This is a genomic window from Streptomyces harbinensis (genome assembly GCF_900116145.1).
In the GTDB taxonomy this organism is placed as follows: domain Bacteria; phylum Actinomycetota; class Actinomycetes; order Streptomycetales; family Streptomycetaceae; genus Streptomyces; species Streptomyces carpaticus.
Genome location: NZ_FPAB01000002.1, coordinates 287,549 through 303,857, shown reverse-complemented (window position 1 = coordinate 303,857; position 16,309 = coordinate 287,549). Strand labels below are relative to the sequence as shown.

Genomic DNA, 16,309 nt, shown 5'->3' with positions numbered 1-16,309 from the left:
CGTGGGCGAGAATGGTGCGCGCCTGCCGTCTGATCGAGGGGTTGGTTCATGCCCATCCGCGTTCTGCTGGTCGACGACCAGCCGCTGCTGCGTACCGGATTCCGGATGATCCTGGAGGCCGAGCGCGATGTGGCCGTGGTCGGCGAGGCCGGTGACGGACTCCAGGCCCTGGACCAGGTGCGGGCGCTGCTGCCCGATGTGGTGCTGATGGACATCCGGATGCCGCGGATGGACGGGGTGGAGGCCACCCGCCGGATCACCGGGCCGCAGCGGGACGGCCCGGCCAAGGTGCTGGTGCTGACCACCTTCGATCTGGACGAGTACGTGATCGAGGCGCTGCGGGCGGGGGCCAGCGGCTTTCTGCTGAAGGACGCCCCGGCGGCCGAGCTGGTGCAGGCCATCCGGGTTGTCGCGGCGGGCGAGGCGACGCTGGCGCCGAGCGTGACCCGGCGGCTGCTCGACAAGTACGCGGGCAAGCTGCCCTCGGGCGAGGACGCCGGGGTGCCCGACGCCCTGCACACGCTCACCGAGCGTGAGGTCGAGGTGCTGAAGCTGGTGGCCCGGGGGCTGTCCAACGCGGAGATCGCGGCGGATCTCTTCGTCAGCGAGACCACGGTGAAGACCCATGTGGGCCATGTGCTCACCAAGCTCCAGCTGCGCGACCGGGTGCAGGCGGCGGTGTACGCGTACGAGAGCGGCCTGGTGCGCCCGGGGAACTAGCGCCCGGACTAGCCCTGCACGACGTCCGCCGTGCGGGGGGCGGTGGCGTGCTGGAGGGCGCGCAGGAAGGGGACGCTGATCTCCTCCAGCGAGGTGACCACCGTGCGGCCGGGGGCGGGCGGTACGGGTGCCACCGAGGGGACGGCGACGACCTGGCAGCCGGCGGCCTCGGCCGAGGCGACGCCGGTGAGGGTGTCCTCGACGGCCACACAGCGCGCGGGGTCGGCGCCGAGGCCGGCCGCGGCGGTGAGGTACGGGTCGGGGTGCGGCTTGGTGCGGGTCAGCTCGTCGCCCGCGACGGTCAGCGCGAAGTGGTGGGCGCCGATGGAGTGCAGCATCCGGTCGATGACGGTGCGGTGCGAGGCGGAGACCAGCGCGGTGGGCACCCGGTGGGCGGCGAGGTCGGTGAGCAGCCGGTGGGCGCCCGGCATCAGGGCGACGCCCCGGTCGAGGCGGCGCAGAAAGGCGGCGTTGAGCGCGTCGCGGGCCTCGTCCAGGGTGATGTCGGCGCCGGTGGCCTCGATGAGGAAGCCGGCGCTGCGGGTCATCGGCCCGCCCACCACGACCGCGCGGTACTCCTCGGGGAGGGTGTGGCCCAGGCCGGCGAAGACCTCGACCTCCGCGTCCCACCAGAATCCCTCGGTGTCCACCAGGGTGCCGTCCATGTCCAGCAGCACGGCCTGCGGCAGCGGGCTGGGGGCGGCGGCGGTGTCGATGACGGGCGGGGAACTGGTCATCCGTGATCCCTCCTGGGAGCAGGACGGCCGGTCATCACCCCTCCGGCCTCGGAGAGGGACGACCGGCCGCGTACCGGACAGATCAGTCTACGGGGGTACGGGGCCGGCCGCCCCGGGGGTCACCCGTTCGAGGGATATCGGGGTCAGCGGGCGTTGAAGTAGTTGGCTTCGGGGTGGTGCAGGATGATCGCGTCGGTGGACTGTTCGGGGTGGAGCTGGAACTCCTCCGAGAGGGTGACGCCGATGCGCTCGGGCCGGAGCAGGTCGGCGATCTTGGCGCGGTCCTCCAGGTCGGGGCAGGCCGGGTAGCCCAGGGAGTACCGGCAGCCCTGGTACTCGGTGCGGAACATGCCGCCGAGGGTGGCGGGGTCGGCGCCGCCGATGCCCAGTTCGGCGCGCACCCGGGCGTGCCAGAACTCGGCGAGTGCCTCGGCGAGCTGGACGGAGAGCCCGTGCAGTTCCAGGTAGTCGCGGTAGGCGTCGGCGGCGAAGAGTTCGGCGGTGGCGCCGGAGACCCGGGAGCCGACGGTGACGGCCTGGAGGGCGACCACGTCGGTCTCGCCGCTCTCGGCGGGGCGGAAGAAGTCGGCCAGGCACAGGCGCCGGCCGCGCCGCTGGCGGGGGAAGGTGAACCGGGTGCGTTCCTTGCCGTCCTCGTCCAGGATCACCAGGTCCTGGCCCTCGGCGTGGCAGGGGAAGTAGCCGTAGACGACGGCCGCCTCCAGCAGGTTCTCGGTGTGCAGCCGGTCCAGCCAGCCGCGCAGCCGGGGCCGGCCCTCGGTCTCCAGCAGTTCCTCGTAGTCGGGTCCCTCGGCGCCGCGGCTGCCCTTGAGGCCCCACTGGCCCTTGAACAGCGCGTCCTCGTCCAGCCAGGCGGCGTAGTCCTTGAGCGGGATGCCCTTGATGACCCGGGTGCCCATGAAGGGCGCGGTGGGCAGGGGCACGTCGGTGGCGGTGGCGGAGCGGGCCACCGGCGCGTCGCGGTCCTCCTCCGGGAGGGCGGCGGCGGGGCGGGCGGCCACCCGGCGCTTCTTGAGTTCGGGGAGGGTGGCGCCGGGCACGCCGCGCTTGACGGCGATCAGGGCGTCCATCAGCCGCAGGCCCTCGAAGGCGTCGCGGGCGTAGCGGACCTCGCCCTGGTAGATCTCGTGGAGGTCCTGTTCGACGTAGGCGCGGGTGAGGGCGGCGCCGCCGAGGATGACGGGATAGTCGGCGGCCATGCCGCGCTGGTTCAGCTCCTCCAGGTTCTCCTTCATGATCACCGTGGATTTGACCAGCAGTCCCGACATGCCGATGACGTCGGCACGGTGTTCCTGAGCGGCGTCCAGGATGGCGGTGACCGGCTGTTTGATGCCGAGGTTGACGACGTTGTAGCCGTTGTTGGACAGGATGATGTCGACGAGGTTCTTGCCGATGTCGTGGACGTCGCCGCGGACGGTGGCCAGCACGATGGTGCCCTTGCCCTCGTCGCCGGACTTCTCCATGTGCGGTTCGAGGTGGGCGACGGCGGTCTTCATGACCTCGGCGGACTGGAGCACGAACGGCAGCTGCATCTGTCCGGAGCCGAAGAGTTCGCCGACGGTCTTCATCCCGGCGAGCAGGGTGTCGTTGACGATGTCCAGGGCGGGGCGGGTGGTGAGCGCCTCGTCCAGATCGGCTTCCAGGCCCTTGCGCTCGCCGTCGACGATGCGCCGGCGCAGCCGCTCCTCCAGGGGCAGGGAGAGCAGTTCCTCGGTCTTGCCGGCCCGCATGGACTTGGCGTCCACGCCCTCGAAGAGTTCGAGGAAGCGCTGGAGCGGGTCGTAGCCCTCGGCGCGCCGGTCGTGGATGAGGTCGAGGGCGACCTGCACCTGTTCCTCGTCGATGCGGGCGATGGGCAGGATCTTGGCGGCGTGCACGATGGCGGAGTCCAGGCCCGCCTTGACGCACTCGTCGAGGAAGACGGAGTTGAGGACGAGCCGGGCGGCCGGGTTGAGGCCGAAGGAGATGTTGGACAGGCCGAGGGTGGTCTGGACCGCCGGGTGGCGCTTCTTGAGTTCCCGGATGGCCTCGATGGTGTGGATGCCGTCCCGGCGGGATTCCTCCTGGCCGGTGCAGATGGTGAAGGTGAGGCAGTCGATGATGATGTCGGACTCGGCCACGCCCCAGTTGCCGGTGAGGTCGGCGATGATCCGCTCCGCGATGGCGACCTTGTGCTCGGGGGTGCGGGCCTGGCCGCTCTCGTCGATGGTGAGGGCCATCAGGGCGGCGCCGTGTTCGACGGCCATCCGGGTGACCTTGGCGAACCGGGAGTCGGGGCCGTCGCCGTCCTCGTAGTTCACCGAGTTGATGACGGCCCGCCCGCCGAGGCGTTCCAGCCCGGCTTCCAGGACGGCGGGCTCGGTGGAGTCCAGGACGATGGGCAGGGTGGAGGCGGTGGCGAGCCGGCCGGCGAGTTCGGACATGTCGGCGGCGCCGTCCCGGCCGACGTAGTCGACGCACAGGTCGAGCAGGTGGGCGCCCTCGCGGATCTGTTCGCGGGCGAGTTCGACGCAGTCCTCCCAGCGGCCCTCCAGCATGGCCTCGCGGAACTTCTTGGAGCCGTTGGCGTTGGTGCGCTCGCCGATGGCCAGGTAGGAGGCGTCCTGGCGGAAGGGCACGGTCTGGTAGAGGGAGGCGGCGCCGGGTTCGGGCCGCGGGTCGCGGGGGGTGGGGGTCAGGCCGCGGACCCGTTCCACGACCTGCCGCAGGTGCTCGGGGGTGGTGCCGCAGCAGCCGCCGATGAGGGAGAGGCCGAATTCGCCGATGAAGGTCTCGTGGGCGTCGGCGAGCTCTGCGGGGCCCAGCGGGTAGTGGGCGCCGTCCTTGCCGAGGACGGGCAGCCCGGCGTTGGGCATGCAGGAGACGGGGACGGTGGAGTGCCGGGAGAGGTAGCGCAGGTGTTCGCTCATCTCGGCCGGGCCGGTGGCGCAGTTGAGGCCGATCATGTCGATGCCCAGGGGTTCCAGGGCGGTGAGGGCGGCGCCGATCTCGGAGCCGAGGAGCATGGTGCCGGTGGTCTCGACGGTGACCTGGACGAGGACGGGCAGTGTGGCGCCGGTGGCGGCCAGCGCGCGGCGGGCGCCGAGCACGGCCGCCTTGGTCTGGAGCAGGTCCTGGGCGGTCTCCACCAGCAGGGCGTCGGCGCCGCCGGCGATCAGGCCCTCGGCGTTGCGCTGGTAGGCGTCGCGCAGGTCGGCGTAGCGGATGTGGCCGAGGGTGGGCAGTTTGGTGCCGGGGCCGATGGAGCCGAGGACCCAGCGCTGCCGGCCGTCGCGGGCGGCGAAGTCGTCGGCGGTCTCGCGGGCGACGCGGGCGCCGGCCTCGGAGAGTTCGGCGATGCGTTCGGGGATGTCGTACTCGCCGAGGGCGGCGAGGTTGGCGCCGAAGGTGTTGGTCTCCACGCAGTCCACCCCGGCTTCGAAGTACTCCTGGTGGACGGAGCGCACGATGTCGGGCCGGGTGACGTTCAGGACCTCATTGCAGCCCTCCAGCTGCTGGAAGTCGTCGAGGGAGGGCTCCTGGGCCTGGAGCATGGTGCCCATGCCGCCGTCGGCGACGACGACGCGGGAGGCGAGCGCTTCGCGCAGTGCGGCGACGCGGTCGGCCTGGGTACGCGGGGGCAGGGTGGGCGAGGCCATAGAGGTGCTCCTGGTGTGCGACGGCTGTCGGCTATGCGCTCCGCGAAGGAGGCACCCGCTCAGCGTATCCGCACTGCCGGAAGTTTCCCGGGGGGCTTCCGGTGGGTGGACAGCCGGTGGCGTCCTTTGGCAGGAACTAAACTCATGACATTCCCCGGGCTATCGACATCACCCGATGGTGTTCGGCATTGTCGAATGGTGGTGGCGGGCGGGCGACAGGGCCCGCCGAGGGCGTGAACGGCAGGAGGCGGTCCCATGGCGCGGACCATTCAGTCACTGGAGCGGGCCGCGGCGGTGCTGCGGCTGCTGGCCGGCGGGGAGCGCCGGCTCGGGCTGTCCGACATCGCGTCGTCCATCGGCCTGGCCAAGGGCACCGCGCACGGGCTGCTGCGCACCCTCCAGCAGGAGGGCTTCGTCGAGCAGGACGCGGGCTCGGGCAAGTACCAGCTGGGCGCCGAGCTGCTGCGGCTGGGCAACAGCTATCTGGACGTGCACGAGCTGCGCGCCAGGGCGCTGGTGTGGACGGACGACCTGGCCCGCTCCTCGGGCGAGAGCGCCTACGTCGGGGTGCTGCACCAGCGCGGGGTGCTGATCGTGCACCACGTCTTCCGGCCCGACGACTCCCGGCAGGTGCTGGAGGTGGGGGCGATGCAGCCGCTGCACAGCACGGCGCTGGGCAAGGTGCTGGCGGCCTTCGACCCGGTGGCGCACAACGAGGCCATGGAGGCCGGGCTGGGCGCGATCACGGACGCCACCGTGGTGGACCCGGCGGCCTTCGACCGGGGCCTGGCCGAGGTGCGGACCCGGGGCTGGGCCGCCGACGTGGGCGAGACCTGGGACGGGGTGGCGTCGGTGGCCGCGCCGATCCTGGACCGGCGCCGGATGCCGGTGGGCGCGGTGGGGATCACCGGAGCGGTGGAACGGATGCTGGAGGGTTCCGCGCCCCGTCCCCGGCTGGTGGCGGCGGTGCGGGACTGCGCCCGCTCCGTGTCGCGCGACCTCGGATCAGGTAGATTCTAGGACAATACGGACATTCGTCAGCTCTCTGCCGTTTCTTGCATCACATCCCTTGACGGCAGCCTCACCGAAGAGAAAACTCGCGGTCAGTGGTCGACAATGTCGAACACCGGACGGAGCTCTCTACCTGGTCCACCGGACATGGGACGAAGGAGTCACGGGTGTCCAACTCCGAAATCTTCTACGGCGAGGTGCTCGGCACCGCCGTACTGATCCTGCTGGGAGCCGGCGTGGTAGCCGGCGTCGTACTGAAGAAGTCCAAGGCGTTCGGCGCCGGCTGGGTCGCGATCACCTTCGGGTGGGGCATCGCGGTGCTCGCCGGCGTCTACGTCTCCACCGAGATCTCCGGGGCGCACCTCAACCCCGCGGTGACCCTCGGCATCATGATCGTCAACGGTGGCTGGGGCCAGTTCTGGGTCTATGTGCTCGGCCAGCTCACCGGGGCGATGCTCGGCGCCATCGGCGTCTGGATCGGGTACTACGGCCACTTCATCGCCCACCTCACCGACCGCGAGGAGGAGGGCGGCTCCCGCACCCCCGGCGTGCGGGCCTTCGACGAGCCCAAGCCCGTCCGCGAGCGCCGCGCCGCGGGACACGGCGAGCCGGGGCCTGTGCTGGGCATCTTCTCCACCGCCCCCGAGATCCGCGTCTACTGGCAGAACGTCGCCACCGAGATCCTCGGCACCTTCGTCCTGGTCTCCGTCGTCCTGGCCACCGGCGTGAACGACGCCCTCCAGGTCACCGCGATCGGCGGCCTGCTGGTGGCGCTCACCGTCCTCGGCATCGGCCTGTCCCTCGGTGGCCCCACCGGGTACGCGATCAACCCGGCCCGCGACCTGGGCCCGCGGATCGTCCACGCCCTGCTCCCGCTGCCCAACAAGGGCGGCTCCGACTGGTCCTACGCCTGGGTGCCGGTGGTCGGCCCGCTGCTCGGCGGCGCCGCCGCGGCCGGTATCCACCAGCTGGTGTTCTGACCCGCCGCAGCCGTCCCGCCGTTCCGCCCCCGAACCGCAACCACCAGGAGCCGACCGCATGAGCAGCACGCACGACCCGTCCTTCTCCGCCGAACAGCGCGAGTACATCGCCGCCATCGACCAGGGCACCACCTCCTCCCGCTGCATCGTCTTCGACCACGACGGACGCATCGTCTCCGTCGACCAGAAGGAACACGAGCAGATCTTCCCCAGGCCCGGCTGGGTGGAGCACGACGCCGCCGAGATCTGGGCCAACGTCCAGGAAGTCGTCGCCGGCGCGCTGGAGAAGGCCGAGATCACCAAGGACCACGTCCGGGCCATCGGCATCACCAACCAGCGCGAGACCACCCTGCTGTGGGACCGGCACACCGGCGAGCCCGTCCACAACGCCATCGTCTGGCAGGACACCCGCACCGACGCGCTCTGCCGGGAACTGGGCCGCAACGTCGGCCAGGACCGGTTCCGCCGCGAGACCGGGCTGCCGCTGTCGGCCTACTTCGCCGGACCCAAGATCCGGTGGCTGCTCGACAACGTCGAAGGGCTGCGCGAACGCGCCGAGCGCGGCGACCTGCTCTTCGGCACCATGGACTCCTGGGTCATCTGGAACCTCACCGGCGGCGTGGACGGCGGGCAGCACGTCACCGACGTCACCAACGCCTCCCGCACCATGCTGATGAACCTGCGCACCATGGACTGGGACGAGCGCATCCTCTCCTCCATGCAGGTGCCCGCCGCCGTCCTGCCGCAGATCCGCTCCTCCGCCGAGGTCTACGGCCACGCCAAGGGCGGACCCCTGGACGGCGTGCCGGTGGCCTCCGCGCTCGGCGACCAGCAGGCGGCCCTCTTCGGCCAGACCTGCTACGACGTCGGCGAGGCCAAGTCCACCTACGGCACCGGCACCTTCCTCCTGATGAACACCGGCACCGAGGCCGTCAACTCCTACGCCGGCCTGCTCACCACCGTCGGCTACCGCATCGGCGACCAGCCCACCGTGTACGCGCTGGAAGGCTCCATCGCCATCACCGGCGCCCTGGTGCAGTGGATGCGCGACCAGATGGGCATCATCAACTCGGCGGCCGAGATCGAGACCCTCGCCAGGACCGTGGAGGACAACGGTGGCGCCTACTTCGTTCCCGCGTTCTCCGGCCTGTTCGCCCCCTACTGGCGCTCGGACGCCCGGGGCATCATCGCCGGACTGACCCGCTATGTCACCAAGGCCCACATCGCCCGCGCGGTCCTGGAGGCCACCGCCTGGCAGACCCGCGAGATCGTCGACGCCATGAAGAAGGACTCCGGCGTCGAGGTCACCTCGCTGCGGGTCGACGGCGGCATGACCTCCAACAACCTGCTGATGCAGAACATCTCGGACTTCCTGGACGCGCCCGTGGTGCGCCCCATGGTCTCCGAGACCACCTGTCTGGGCGCCGCCTACGCCGCCGGCCTCGCCGTCGGCTTCTGGTCGGACATCAGCGAACTGCGCGCCAACTGGCGCCGGGCGGCCGAGTGGACCCCCCAGATGGACGCGGCCCAGCGCGACCGCGAGTACAAGCTCTGGCTCAAGGCCGTCCAGCGGACCATGGGCTGGCTCGACGAGGAGGACTGAGAACTCATGAACACCCCGCAGCACACCACGGACGCCACCGGATCCGCCATAACGGCGCACCCGGCAGCCGGCCGCGCCGAAACCCGGGAGCGACTGGCCGGCTCCGCCCACGATCTGCTGGTGATCGGCGGCGGCATCCTGGGCACCTCGGTGGCCTGGCACGCCGCGCAGTCGGGGCTGCGGGTGGCGATGGTGGACGCCGGCGACTTCGCCGGCGCCACCTCCTCCGCCTCCTCCAAGCTGGTGCACGGCGGACTGCGCTACCTCCAGACCGGAGCCGTCAAGCTGGTCGCCGAGAACCACCACGAGCGCCGGGTCCTCGCCAAGGACGTGGCCCCCCACCTGGTCAACCCGCTCACCTTCCACCTGCCCGTCTACAAGGACGGCCCGCACAGCGCCGCCAAGCTCGGCGCCGGCGTCTTCGCCTACTCCGCGCTCTCCGCCTTCGGCGACGGCGTGGGCCGCATCATCTCCCCCGCCAAGGCCGCCGCCGCCAACCCCGCGCTGCGCACCGACAATCTCAAGGCCGTGGCCGTCTACGGCGACCACCAGATGAACGACGCCCGGGTCGCCGTCCTCACCGTCCGCGCCGCCGTCGGCGCCGGCGCCGCCGTCCTCAACCACGCCGAGGTCACCGGGCTGCGCTTCACCCACGGCCGGGTCACCGGCGCCGAGGTCCGCGACCGCCTGGACGGCACCGAGTTCGGCATCGACGCCCGGCTGGTGCTCAACGCCACCGGCCCCTGGGTCGACCACCTGCGCCGCCTGGAGGACCCGGGCGCCGCGCCCAGCGTCCGGCTGTCCAAGGGCGCCCACCTCGTGCTGCGCCGCAGCGCCCCCTGGCGCGCCGCGCTCGCCACGCCGGTCGACAAGTACCGCATCACCTTCGCCCTCCCCTGGGAGGACCAGCTGCTGCTGGGCACCACCGACGAACCGTACGAGGGCGACCCGGGCGCGGTGGAGGCCACCGAGGCCGACATCCAGCAGATCCTCGCCGAGGCGTCGCTGTCCGTGCGCGACACCCAGCTGGACCGCGACCTGCTCACCTACGCCTTCGCCGGGCTGCGGGTGCTGCCCGGCGGGCCCGGCGGGACGGAGTCCGCCAAGCGGGAGACCGTGGTCAGCGAGGGCCGCGGCGGCATGCTGTCGGTGGCCGGCGGCAAGTGGACCACGTACCGGCACATCGGCCGTACCGTCCTCGCCAAGCTCGCCAAGCTGCCGGGACTCGGCATCGCGGAGGACATGGAGCCGGTGCGCGAGCTGGTGCGCCGCACCCCGCTGCCCGGGGTGGCCAACCCGAACGCCGTCGCCCACCGGCTGCTGGTGGACCGCGAGCCCGGTGCCCGGATGGACCCGCTGACCGCGCGTCATCTGGCCACCCACTACGGCTCGCTCGCCCTGGAGATCGCGGACCTGGTGCGCCGGGACCCGGCGCTGGGCGAGCGCATCCACCCGGACGGCCCGGAGATCTGGGCGCAGGTGGTGTACGCCCGTGACCAGGAGTGGGCCAGGACCGTGGACGACGTGCTGCGGCGCCGCACCACCGTCACCATCCGGGGCCTGGACACCGAGCCGGTACGGGAGCGGGTGGCCGCGCTGCTGGCCGAGCGCACCGACTGAGGCCGGGCGGGGGCGGCGCCTCCCGCCTCCCCGGCGCCGCCCCTGCCCCGGGGCCGCCCGCGCCCGGCCCGTCATCCGATGCGTACAAAGGCCGTGGTCTGGGCACGGTGACGCCGTAGGCTGGGCCGCACGGTAGACAAACGGCAGCCGGGCCGGGCATACCGTCCCGACCCGGCCGGAAGGAGGCGCTGGGTGATCGAGCTCGAGGGGGTTCCCGAGCTGGTCGACCCGGTCATGGTGGCCGCGTTCGAAGGCTGGAATGATGCCGGCGACGCCGCCTCCGCCGCGGTCGCACACCTGGAGCGGGAGTGGAAGGGCGAGGTGTTCGCGGCGCTGGACGCCGAGGACTACTACGACTTCCAGGTCAACCGCCCGCTGATCTGGCTGGACGACGGTGTGCGGCGGATCACCTGGCCGACCACCCGGCTGTCGGTGATCCGCGGCGCGGCCGGGGGCACCGGCAGACGCCGCGACCTGGTACTGGTGCGGGGCATCGAGCCGAGCATGCGCTGGCGGTCGTTCTGCAACGAGCTGCTGGGCTTCGCCCACGAGCTGGGTGTGGAGATGGTGGTGGTGCTCGGCGCGCTGCTGGGCGACACCCCGCACACCCGTCCGGTGCCGGTCACCAGTGTCACCTCGGACGAGGGGCTGGCGCGCTCGCTCGACCTGGAGGAGTCCCGGTACGAGGGGCCGACCGGCATCGTCGGCATCTTCCAGGAGGCGTGCTCCCACGCCGGGTTCCCGACGGTCAGCCTGTGGGCCTCGGTGCCGCACTACGTCTCGCAGCCGCCCAACCCCAAGGCGTCGCTGGCCCTGCTGAACGCCCTGGAGGACCTGCTGGGCGTGGGCATCCCGCTGGGCGACCTGCCCGAGGACGCCAGGGCCTGGCAGCTGGGCGTCGACCAGCTGGCGGCCGAGGACAGCGAGGTGGCGGAGTACGTCCAGTCGCTGGAGCAGGCCCGGGACACCGCCGAGCTGCCGGAGGCGTCGGGCGAGGCCATCGCCAAGGAGTTCGAGCGCTATCTGCGGCGCCGGGACGGTTCCGCGGAGCAGGGTCCGGGCGCCGGGCCGGGGGACGCCGGCGGCGGCCCGGGGCCGTTCCTGAAGGATCCGACCAGCGGACGGGCCAGACCGCGCCGCCGCCGCAAGCCGGGCGGCGAGCCCGGTCAGCCGCCGGGCGCGGAGGGCGGTGGTCCGGCCGAGCCGGGCGAGTGACCGTCCGGTTTACGCGCGTTCGACCGGGCCCGTACGGCTTCCGTACGGGCCCGGTCGCCGTTCAGAGCGCGACGCCCAGCAGGGCGTCCACGGCGCGCGAGACCACCCCGGGGGCACCGGTGTCCTCGCCGCCGGCGGTGGCCTGAGCCCCGGCCCAGCGGTCCACGGCGGCGAGCGCGGCCGGGGCGTCCAGGTCGTCGGCCAGCGCCTCACGGATCTCCTCGACGAGGGCGAGCGCGGACGGCCCGTCCGGCCGGGAGACCGCGGCCCGCCAGCGGCCCAGCCGCTCGGTGGCCTCGGTCAGGACCTCCTCGGTCCACTCCCAGTCGCTGCGGTAGTGCCGCGACAGCAGCGCGAGCCGGATGGCGGCCGGATCCACGCCGTCCCGCCGCAGCTGCGAGACGAAGACCAGGTTGCCCCGCGACTTGGACATCTTCTCGCCCTGGTAACCGACCATGCCGGCGTGCACGTAGCTGAGCGCGAAGGGGTACTCGCCGGTGAGCGTCTGCGCGTGGGATGCGCCCATCTCGTGGTGCGGGAAGGCCAGATCGGAGCCGCCGCCCTGGACGTCGAAGCCCATGCCCAGATGCTCCAGGGCGATGGCCACGCACTCGATGTGCCAGCCGGGCCGGCCGGGGCCCAGGCTGCCGCCGTCCCAGGAGGGCTCGCCGGGGCGGGCCGCCAGCCACAGCAGCGGGTCGAGCGGGTTCTTCTTGCCGGGGCGGTCGGGGTCGCCGCCGCGCTCGGCGGACAGCGCCCGCATGGTCGCCGCGTCGAGGCCGGAGACCTTCCCGAAGTGCTCGTCGGAGGCCACCGAGTAGTAGATGTCACCGTCGAGTTCGTAGGCGGCGCCCTGCTCGCGCAGCCGCTCCACCAGCGGGACGATGCCCGGTATGGCCTCCACCGCGCCGATGTAGTGGCTGGGCGGCAGCATCCGCAGCGCGGTCATGTCCTCGCGGAACAGCTCGGTCTCGCGCAGCGCGAGGGCCGTCCAGTCCTCGCCGGTGGCCACCGCCCGCTCCAGCAGCGGGTCGTCGATGTCGGTGACGTTCTGTACGTAGTGCACCTGCCGCCCGTTGTCCAGCCACACCCGCTGCACCAGGTCGAACGCGGTGTAGGTGGCCGCGTGTCCCAGATGGGTGGCGTCGTAGGGCGTGATGCCGCAGACGTAGAGCCGGGCCACGGGCCCGGGGGTGAGGGTCACCCGGCTCCCGGTGGCGGTGTCGTGAATCCTGAGGTCGCGGCCCTGACCAGGCAGCGCGGGGACCTCGGAGGCGGGCCAGGCATACATGCCACGAGCCTATCCGCAGGTGCCCCCGGTTACACGGCGGGCCCCGGGCGCGGCCCGGGCGCAGCCCGGCCCTAGATCAGCGGCCAGGGGATGGCGGGCCACTCGCCGCCCGGGCGCGGATGGCGGCCGGTGCGCAGCAGGTCCGCGACCCGCTCGCGCAGCGCCGTGTACTCGGCGGGGCTGATCAGCTCGGCGATCCGGGCGGCCGGGGCGCCGGGGTCGGCCAGCGCGTCGGCGAGCGTCCGCAGGGCCTGCGGCACACCGTCCGGCAGCGGCTCGCCCGCCCAGCCCCACAGCAGGGTGCGCAGCTTGTCCTCGGTGTGGAAGGTCACACCGTGGTCGATGCCGAGCAGCCGGCCGTCGGGCTGGGGCAGCAGATGGCCGCCCTTGCGGTCGCCGTTGTTGATCACCGCGTCCAGGACGGCGAGCCGGCGCAGCCGCGGATCGTCGGCGTGCACCAGCAAGGCGGGCGTGCCGTCGGCCGTCTCCACCTGGCCGATGGCGCGCCAGCCGGGGCCGGCCTCGGGGCCCTCGGTGAGCGCCAGCAGTTCGCCGGGCGCCGCGCCGGCGTCCCCCTCCCCTTCCCCGGCCGGCTCCGGGTCCCCGGCCAGCGGGTCGGGGCCCACCCACAGCTGGCACATGGTCTCGCCGCCCGGCCCCTCGCGCAGCACGGTGGGCGGCACCAGGTCCCAGCCCAGCGCCCGGCACACCTCGTACGCGGCGACCTCACGGCGGGCCAGATTGCCCTCGGGGAAGTCCCACAGCGGGCGTTCGCCGGCCACCGGCTTGCACACGCAGGGCACGGTACGGCCGCCGAGTTCCGCCGTGGCGTAGAGCACCGTGTTGGAGGCGCCGGGGATCCGGCCCAGGACGGTGAGCCGGCCGTGCGCGAGGATCTTGCCGGTCTCCTCCTGCTGATCGGGTGTCATGCCTGGCTGCGCCGGTATCCGTTCTGGCGCGGACATACGTGTCCCTCCGGGTCGAGCGGCAGGCTGCACAGCGGGCACGGCGGGCGGCCGGCCCCGACCACCTCCAGCGCGCGCTTGGCGAAGGCGCGGGCCATGGTGCCGGAGAGCCGGACCCGCAGCATGGGCGGGCCGTTCTCGTCGTCGCGCAGCAGCCGTTCCTCGGCTTCGGCGAACTCCTCCTCGGAGTCGGCGTCCAGTTCCACCAGGGCCTGGGCCTCCACGATCATCCGCTCGCTCTCGCCGTCCCAGGCCAGCGCCATGGTGCCGACCCGGAACTCCTCCTCGACGGGCATCTGGAGCGGCCCGGTGTCGGCGAGTTCGGCCGGGGCGACGGCGGGGACGGAGGTGGAGCCGCCGGAGCGGCGCACCACCTCGTCGAGCAGTTCGTCGATGCGCTGGGCGAGCGCTTCCACCTGGGCCTTCTCCAGGGCGACGCTGGTGGTGCGGCGGCCGGCCGTCGCCTGGAGGTAGAAGCTGCGCCGGCCAGGCAGTCCGACCGTCCCGGCGACGAATCGTTCCGGAGGGTCGTAGAGGAACACCTGACGGGACACGTACTGCTCCGTGGGGTCGGGGACGGACTGTTGTCGGTCGACACTGGCACCCTACTGCGCATCACGATCTCGGTGCCTAGGCACCGCCCCCCACGGGCGCATCGGTCTCGGCCGCCACGTCGCGTTCGGCGGCCGGGGTGTGCGGTGCGAACTCGCTCAGGTCGCCGGTGTCGCCGAAGCGCAGCAGCAGGGGGTGGTGGTCGTGGTAGCGGATGGCGGTGACGGAGGCGGGGTGCGGGGCGATGCGCTGGAAGTGGTCGAGGTGGAGGCCGAGGGCGTCGGCGACCACGGCCTTGATGTTGTCGCCGTGGGTGCACAGCAGCCAGACGGCGTCCGGGCCGTGGTCACGGGCGATGCGGGCGTCCCAGTCGGCCGCCGCGGCGACCACCCGCTCGGCCATGGCGCGCATCGCCTCGCCGCCGGGGAAGCGGACGGCGGAGGGGCGGGTGCGGACGGTGGCCATCAGCGGCAGTTCGGCCAGTTCGCGCAGGCTCCGTCCGGTCCACTCGCCGTAGTCGCACTCGGTGACCCGCTCCTCGGCGTACACCGGCAGGTCCGGGCGGGCGGCGCGCAGCGGGGCGAGGGTCTCCACGCAGCGCTGGAGCGGGCTGTGCACGGCGGCGGCCAGCGGTACCCCGGCGAGCCGGTCCGGCAGGGCGGCGGCCTGGCGGTGGCCGAAGTCGTCGAGGCCGGTGCCGGGGGCACGGCCGGCCAGCACTCCGGCGGAATTGGCGGTGGTCCTGCCGTGGCGCAGCAGCAGCATGGTGGGCATGCGGCCCAGGGTAGGGGGACTGGTTCGGGATCGGGGAGTAACCCCCGCCGGGGCAGGGTCGTTGGGCAGGGCGACGGCCGTGGCGGGGAGACCCCGAGCCCCCACCACGGCCGCAGGATTTCAGCCGATCCCGGCCCGTTCCAGGGCTTCGGCCCCGGCCCGCACGGCGGCGATCCGCTCGTCGAGGGTGAGCCCGGCGGGGGCGAGGGAGAGGGTGGTGACGCCGGCTTCGGCGTAGGCGCGCATCCGGTCGGCGATGCGGTCCACGGGCCCGACGAGGGTGGTGGAGTCGATGAGCGAGCGGGGCACGGCGGCAGCGGCGGCCTGCTTGTCGCCGGCCAGATAGTGGTCCTGGATCTCGGCGGCCTCCTTCTCGTACCCCATGCGCCGGGCGAGGCGGTTGTAGAAGTTCTGCTCGCGGCTGCCCATACCGCCGACGTACAGGGCGGTGTACGGGCGGAAGTGGTCGGTGAGCGCGTCGAGGTCGTCGCCGACGGCGAGCGGGACGGTGGGGGCGATGTCGAAGCCGTCCAGGCCGGCGCCGATGGCGGCGCGGCCCTCGCGCAGCGGTGCGAGGGCGGTGTGTTCGGCGTGCTCGGGCGAGAAGAAGATGAGCAGGGCGCCGTCGGCGATCTCGCCGGTCTGGCGGAGGTTCTTGGGGCCGATGGCGGCGATGTAGAGCGGGATGCGCTCGCGTACGGGGTGCACGGTGAGCTTGATGGGCTTGCCGGGGCCGTCGGGCAGCGGGAGGGTCCAGTGCTCGCCCCGGTGGGTGAGCCGCTGCCGGGACATGGCGGTGCGGACGATCTCCACGTACTCGCGGGTGCGGGCGAGCGGCTTGTCGAACCTGACGCCGTACCAGCCCTCGGAGACCTGCGGTCCGCTGACGCCGAGGCCGAGCCGGAACCGGCCGCCGGAGAGGGAGTCGAGGGTGGCGGCGGTCATGGCGGTCATGGCCGGGGCGCGGGCGGGGATCTGGAGGATGGCGGAGCCGACGTCGATGCGCCGGGTCTGGGCGGCGACCCAGCTCAGCACGGTGGGCGCGTCGGAGCCGTAGGCCTCGGCGGCCCAGCACACGGCGTAGCCGAGCCGGTCGGCCTCCTGGGCGACGGCGAGGTTGTCGGCGTCCATTCCGGCGCCCCAGTACCCGAGGTTGATTCCGAGCCGCATACAACCGCCTCT

General features: G+C 72.8%; 13 protein-coding genes. 6 read left to right on the top strand and 7 right to left on the bottom strand.

Annotated elements, in window-relative coordinates; translation table 11 throughout:
* The first annotated feature begins 48 nt into the window (after positions 1-48).
* A complete protein-coding gene (locus BM385_RS05630) occupies positions 49-720 on the top strand; it encodes a response regulator (protein WP_019434981.1) in 672 nt (223 codons plus the stop codon).
* Between the two features lie 8 nt (positions 721-728).
* Here BM385_RS05630 and BM385_RS05625 read toward each other — a convergent pair whose 3' ends face one another.
* Positions 729-1,457: an HAD family hydrolase gene (locus BM385_RS05625; protein WP_093842353.1), complete on the bottom strand. Its 729-nt coding sequence runs from the start codon at positions 1,455-1,457 to the stop codon at positions 729-731.
* A gap of 143 nt (positions 1,458-1,600) precedes the next feature.
* Complete coding sequence (metH, locus tag BM385_RS05620) at positions 1,601-5,116, bottom strand: methionine synthase (RefSeq protein ID WP_093842352.1); 3,516 nt, start codon at positions 5,114-5,116, stop codon at positions 1,601-1,603.
* 255 nt (positions 5,117-5,371) lie between these two features.
* On the opposite strand from metH, the gene BM385_RS05615 reads away from it, so the two are divergent.
* From BM385_RS05615 to BM385_RS05595, 5 genes are all read left to right on the top strand, one after another.
* Positions 5,372-6,136, top strand: a complete 765-nt coding sequence (locus tag BM385_RS05615; RefSeq protein WP_093842351.1) for an IclR family transcriptional regulator — start codon at positions 5,372-5,374, stop codon at positions 6,134-6,136.
* 158 nt (positions 6,137-6,294) lie between these two features.
* Positions 6,295-7,107: an MIP/aquaporin family protein gene (locus tag BM385_RS05610; protein WP_019434977.1), complete on the top strand. Its 813-nt coding sequence runs from the start codon at positions 6,295-6,297 to the stop codon at positions 7,105-7,107.
* 58 nt (positions 7,108-7,165) lie between these two features.
* On the top strand, positions 7,166-8,710 hold the full coding sequence (gene glpK / locus BM385_RS05605) for a glycerol kinase GlpK (protein WP_019434976.1): 1,545 nt from the start codon (positions 7,166-7,168) through the stop codon (positions 8,708-8,710).
* Between the two features lie 6 nt (positions 8,711-8,716).
* Positions 8,717-10,330: a glycerol-3-phosphate dehydrogenase/oxidase gene (locus tag BM385_RS05600; protein WP_019434975.1), complete on the top strand. Its 1,614-nt coding sequence runs from the start codon at positions 8,717-8,719 to the stop codon at positions 10,328-10,330.
* 192 nt (positions 10,331-10,522) lie between these two features.
* Complete coding sequence (locus BM385_RS05595) at positions 10,523-11,545, top strand: PAC2 family protein (RefSeq protein ID WP_019434974.1); 1,023 nt, start codon at positions 10,523-10,525, stop codon at positions 11,543-11,545.
* Positions 11,546-11,606: 61 nt separating this feature from the next.
* Here BM385_RS05595 and mshC read toward each other — a convergent pair whose 3' ends face one another.
* From mshC to BM385_RS05570, 5 genes are all read right to left on the bottom strand, one after another.
* Positions 11,607-12,836: a cysteine--1-D-myo-inosityl 2-amino-2-deoxy-alpha-D-glucopyranoside ligase gene (mshC, locus tag BM385_RS05590; protein WP_093842350.1), complete on the bottom strand. Its 1,230-nt coding sequence runs from the start codon at positions 12,834-12,836 to the stop codon at positions 11,607-11,609.
* A gap of 71 nt (positions 12,837-12,907) precedes the next feature.
* The gene (locus BM385_RS05585; protein WP_380980902.1) at positions 12,908-13,801 is read right to left on the bottom strand and encodes an SCO1664 family protein; all 894 of its coding nucleotides are present in this window, start codon (positions 13,799-13,801) and stop codon (positions 12,908-12,910) included.
* Positions 13,762-14,355, bottom strand: coding sequence for a DUF3090 domain-containing protein (locus BM385_RS05580; protein WP_026047632.1), 594 nt, complete (start codon positions 14,353-14,355; stop codon positions 13,762-13,764). Before BM385_RS05580 ends, BM385_RS05585 begins: the two co-directional genes overlap by 40 nt.
* A gap of 76 nt (positions 14,356-14,431) precedes the next feature.
* A complete protein-coding gene (locus BM385_RS05575; protein ID WP_019434970.1) occupies positions 14,432-15,127 on the bottom strand; it encodes an MSMEG_4193 family putative phosphomutase in 696 nt (231 codons plus the stop codon).
* Positions 15,128-15,247: 120 nt separating this feature from the next.
* Positions 15,248-16,297: an LLM class F420-dependent oxidoreductase gene (locus BM385_RS05570; protein WP_019434969.1), complete on the bottom strand. Its 1,050-nt coding sequence runs from the start codon at positions 16,295-16,297 to the stop codon at positions 15,248-15,250.
* Between the last annotated feature and the right edge of the window lie 12 nt (positions 16,298-16,309).

Coding starts and splice junctions, on each gene's coding strand:
- BM385_RS05630 (WP_019434981.1), top strand. CDS start 49: ATGCCCATCCGCGTTCTGCTGGTCGACGACCAGCCGCTGCTGCGTACC.
- BM385_RS05625 (WP_093842353.1), bottom strand. CDS start 1,457: ATGACCAGTTCCCCGCCCGTCATCGACACCGCCGCCGCCCCCAGCCCG.
- metH (WP_093842352.1), bottom strand. CDS start 5,116: ATGGCCTCGCCCACCCTGCCCCCGCGTACCCAGGCCGACCGCGTCGCC.
- BM385_RS05615 (WP_093842351.1), top strand. CDS start 5,372: ATGGCGCGGACCATTCAGTCACTGGAGCGGGCCGCGGCGGTGCTGCGG.
- glpK (WP_019434976.1), top strand. CDS start 7,166: ATGAGCAGCACGCACGACCCGTCCTTCTCCGCCGAACAGCGCGAGTAC.
- BM385_RS05600 (WP_019434975.1), top strand. CDS start 8,717: ATGAACACCCCGCAGCACACCACGGACGCCACCGGATCCGCCATAACG.
- mshC (WP_093842350.1), bottom strand. CDS start 12,836: ATGTATGCCTGGCCCGCCTCCGAGGTCCCCGCGCTGCCTGGTCAGGGC.
- BM385_RS05585 (WP_380980902.1), bottom strand. CDS start 13,801: ATGTCCGCGCCAGAACGGATACCGGCGCAGCCAGGCATGACACCCGAT.
- BM385_RS05575 (WP_019434970.1), bottom strand. CDS start 15,127: ATGCCCACCATGCTGCTGCTGCGCCACGGCAGGACCACCGCCAATTCC.
- BM385_RS05570 (WP_019434969.1), bottom strand. CDS start 16,297: ATGCGGCTCGGAATCAACCTCGGGTACTGGGGCGCCGGAATGGACGCC.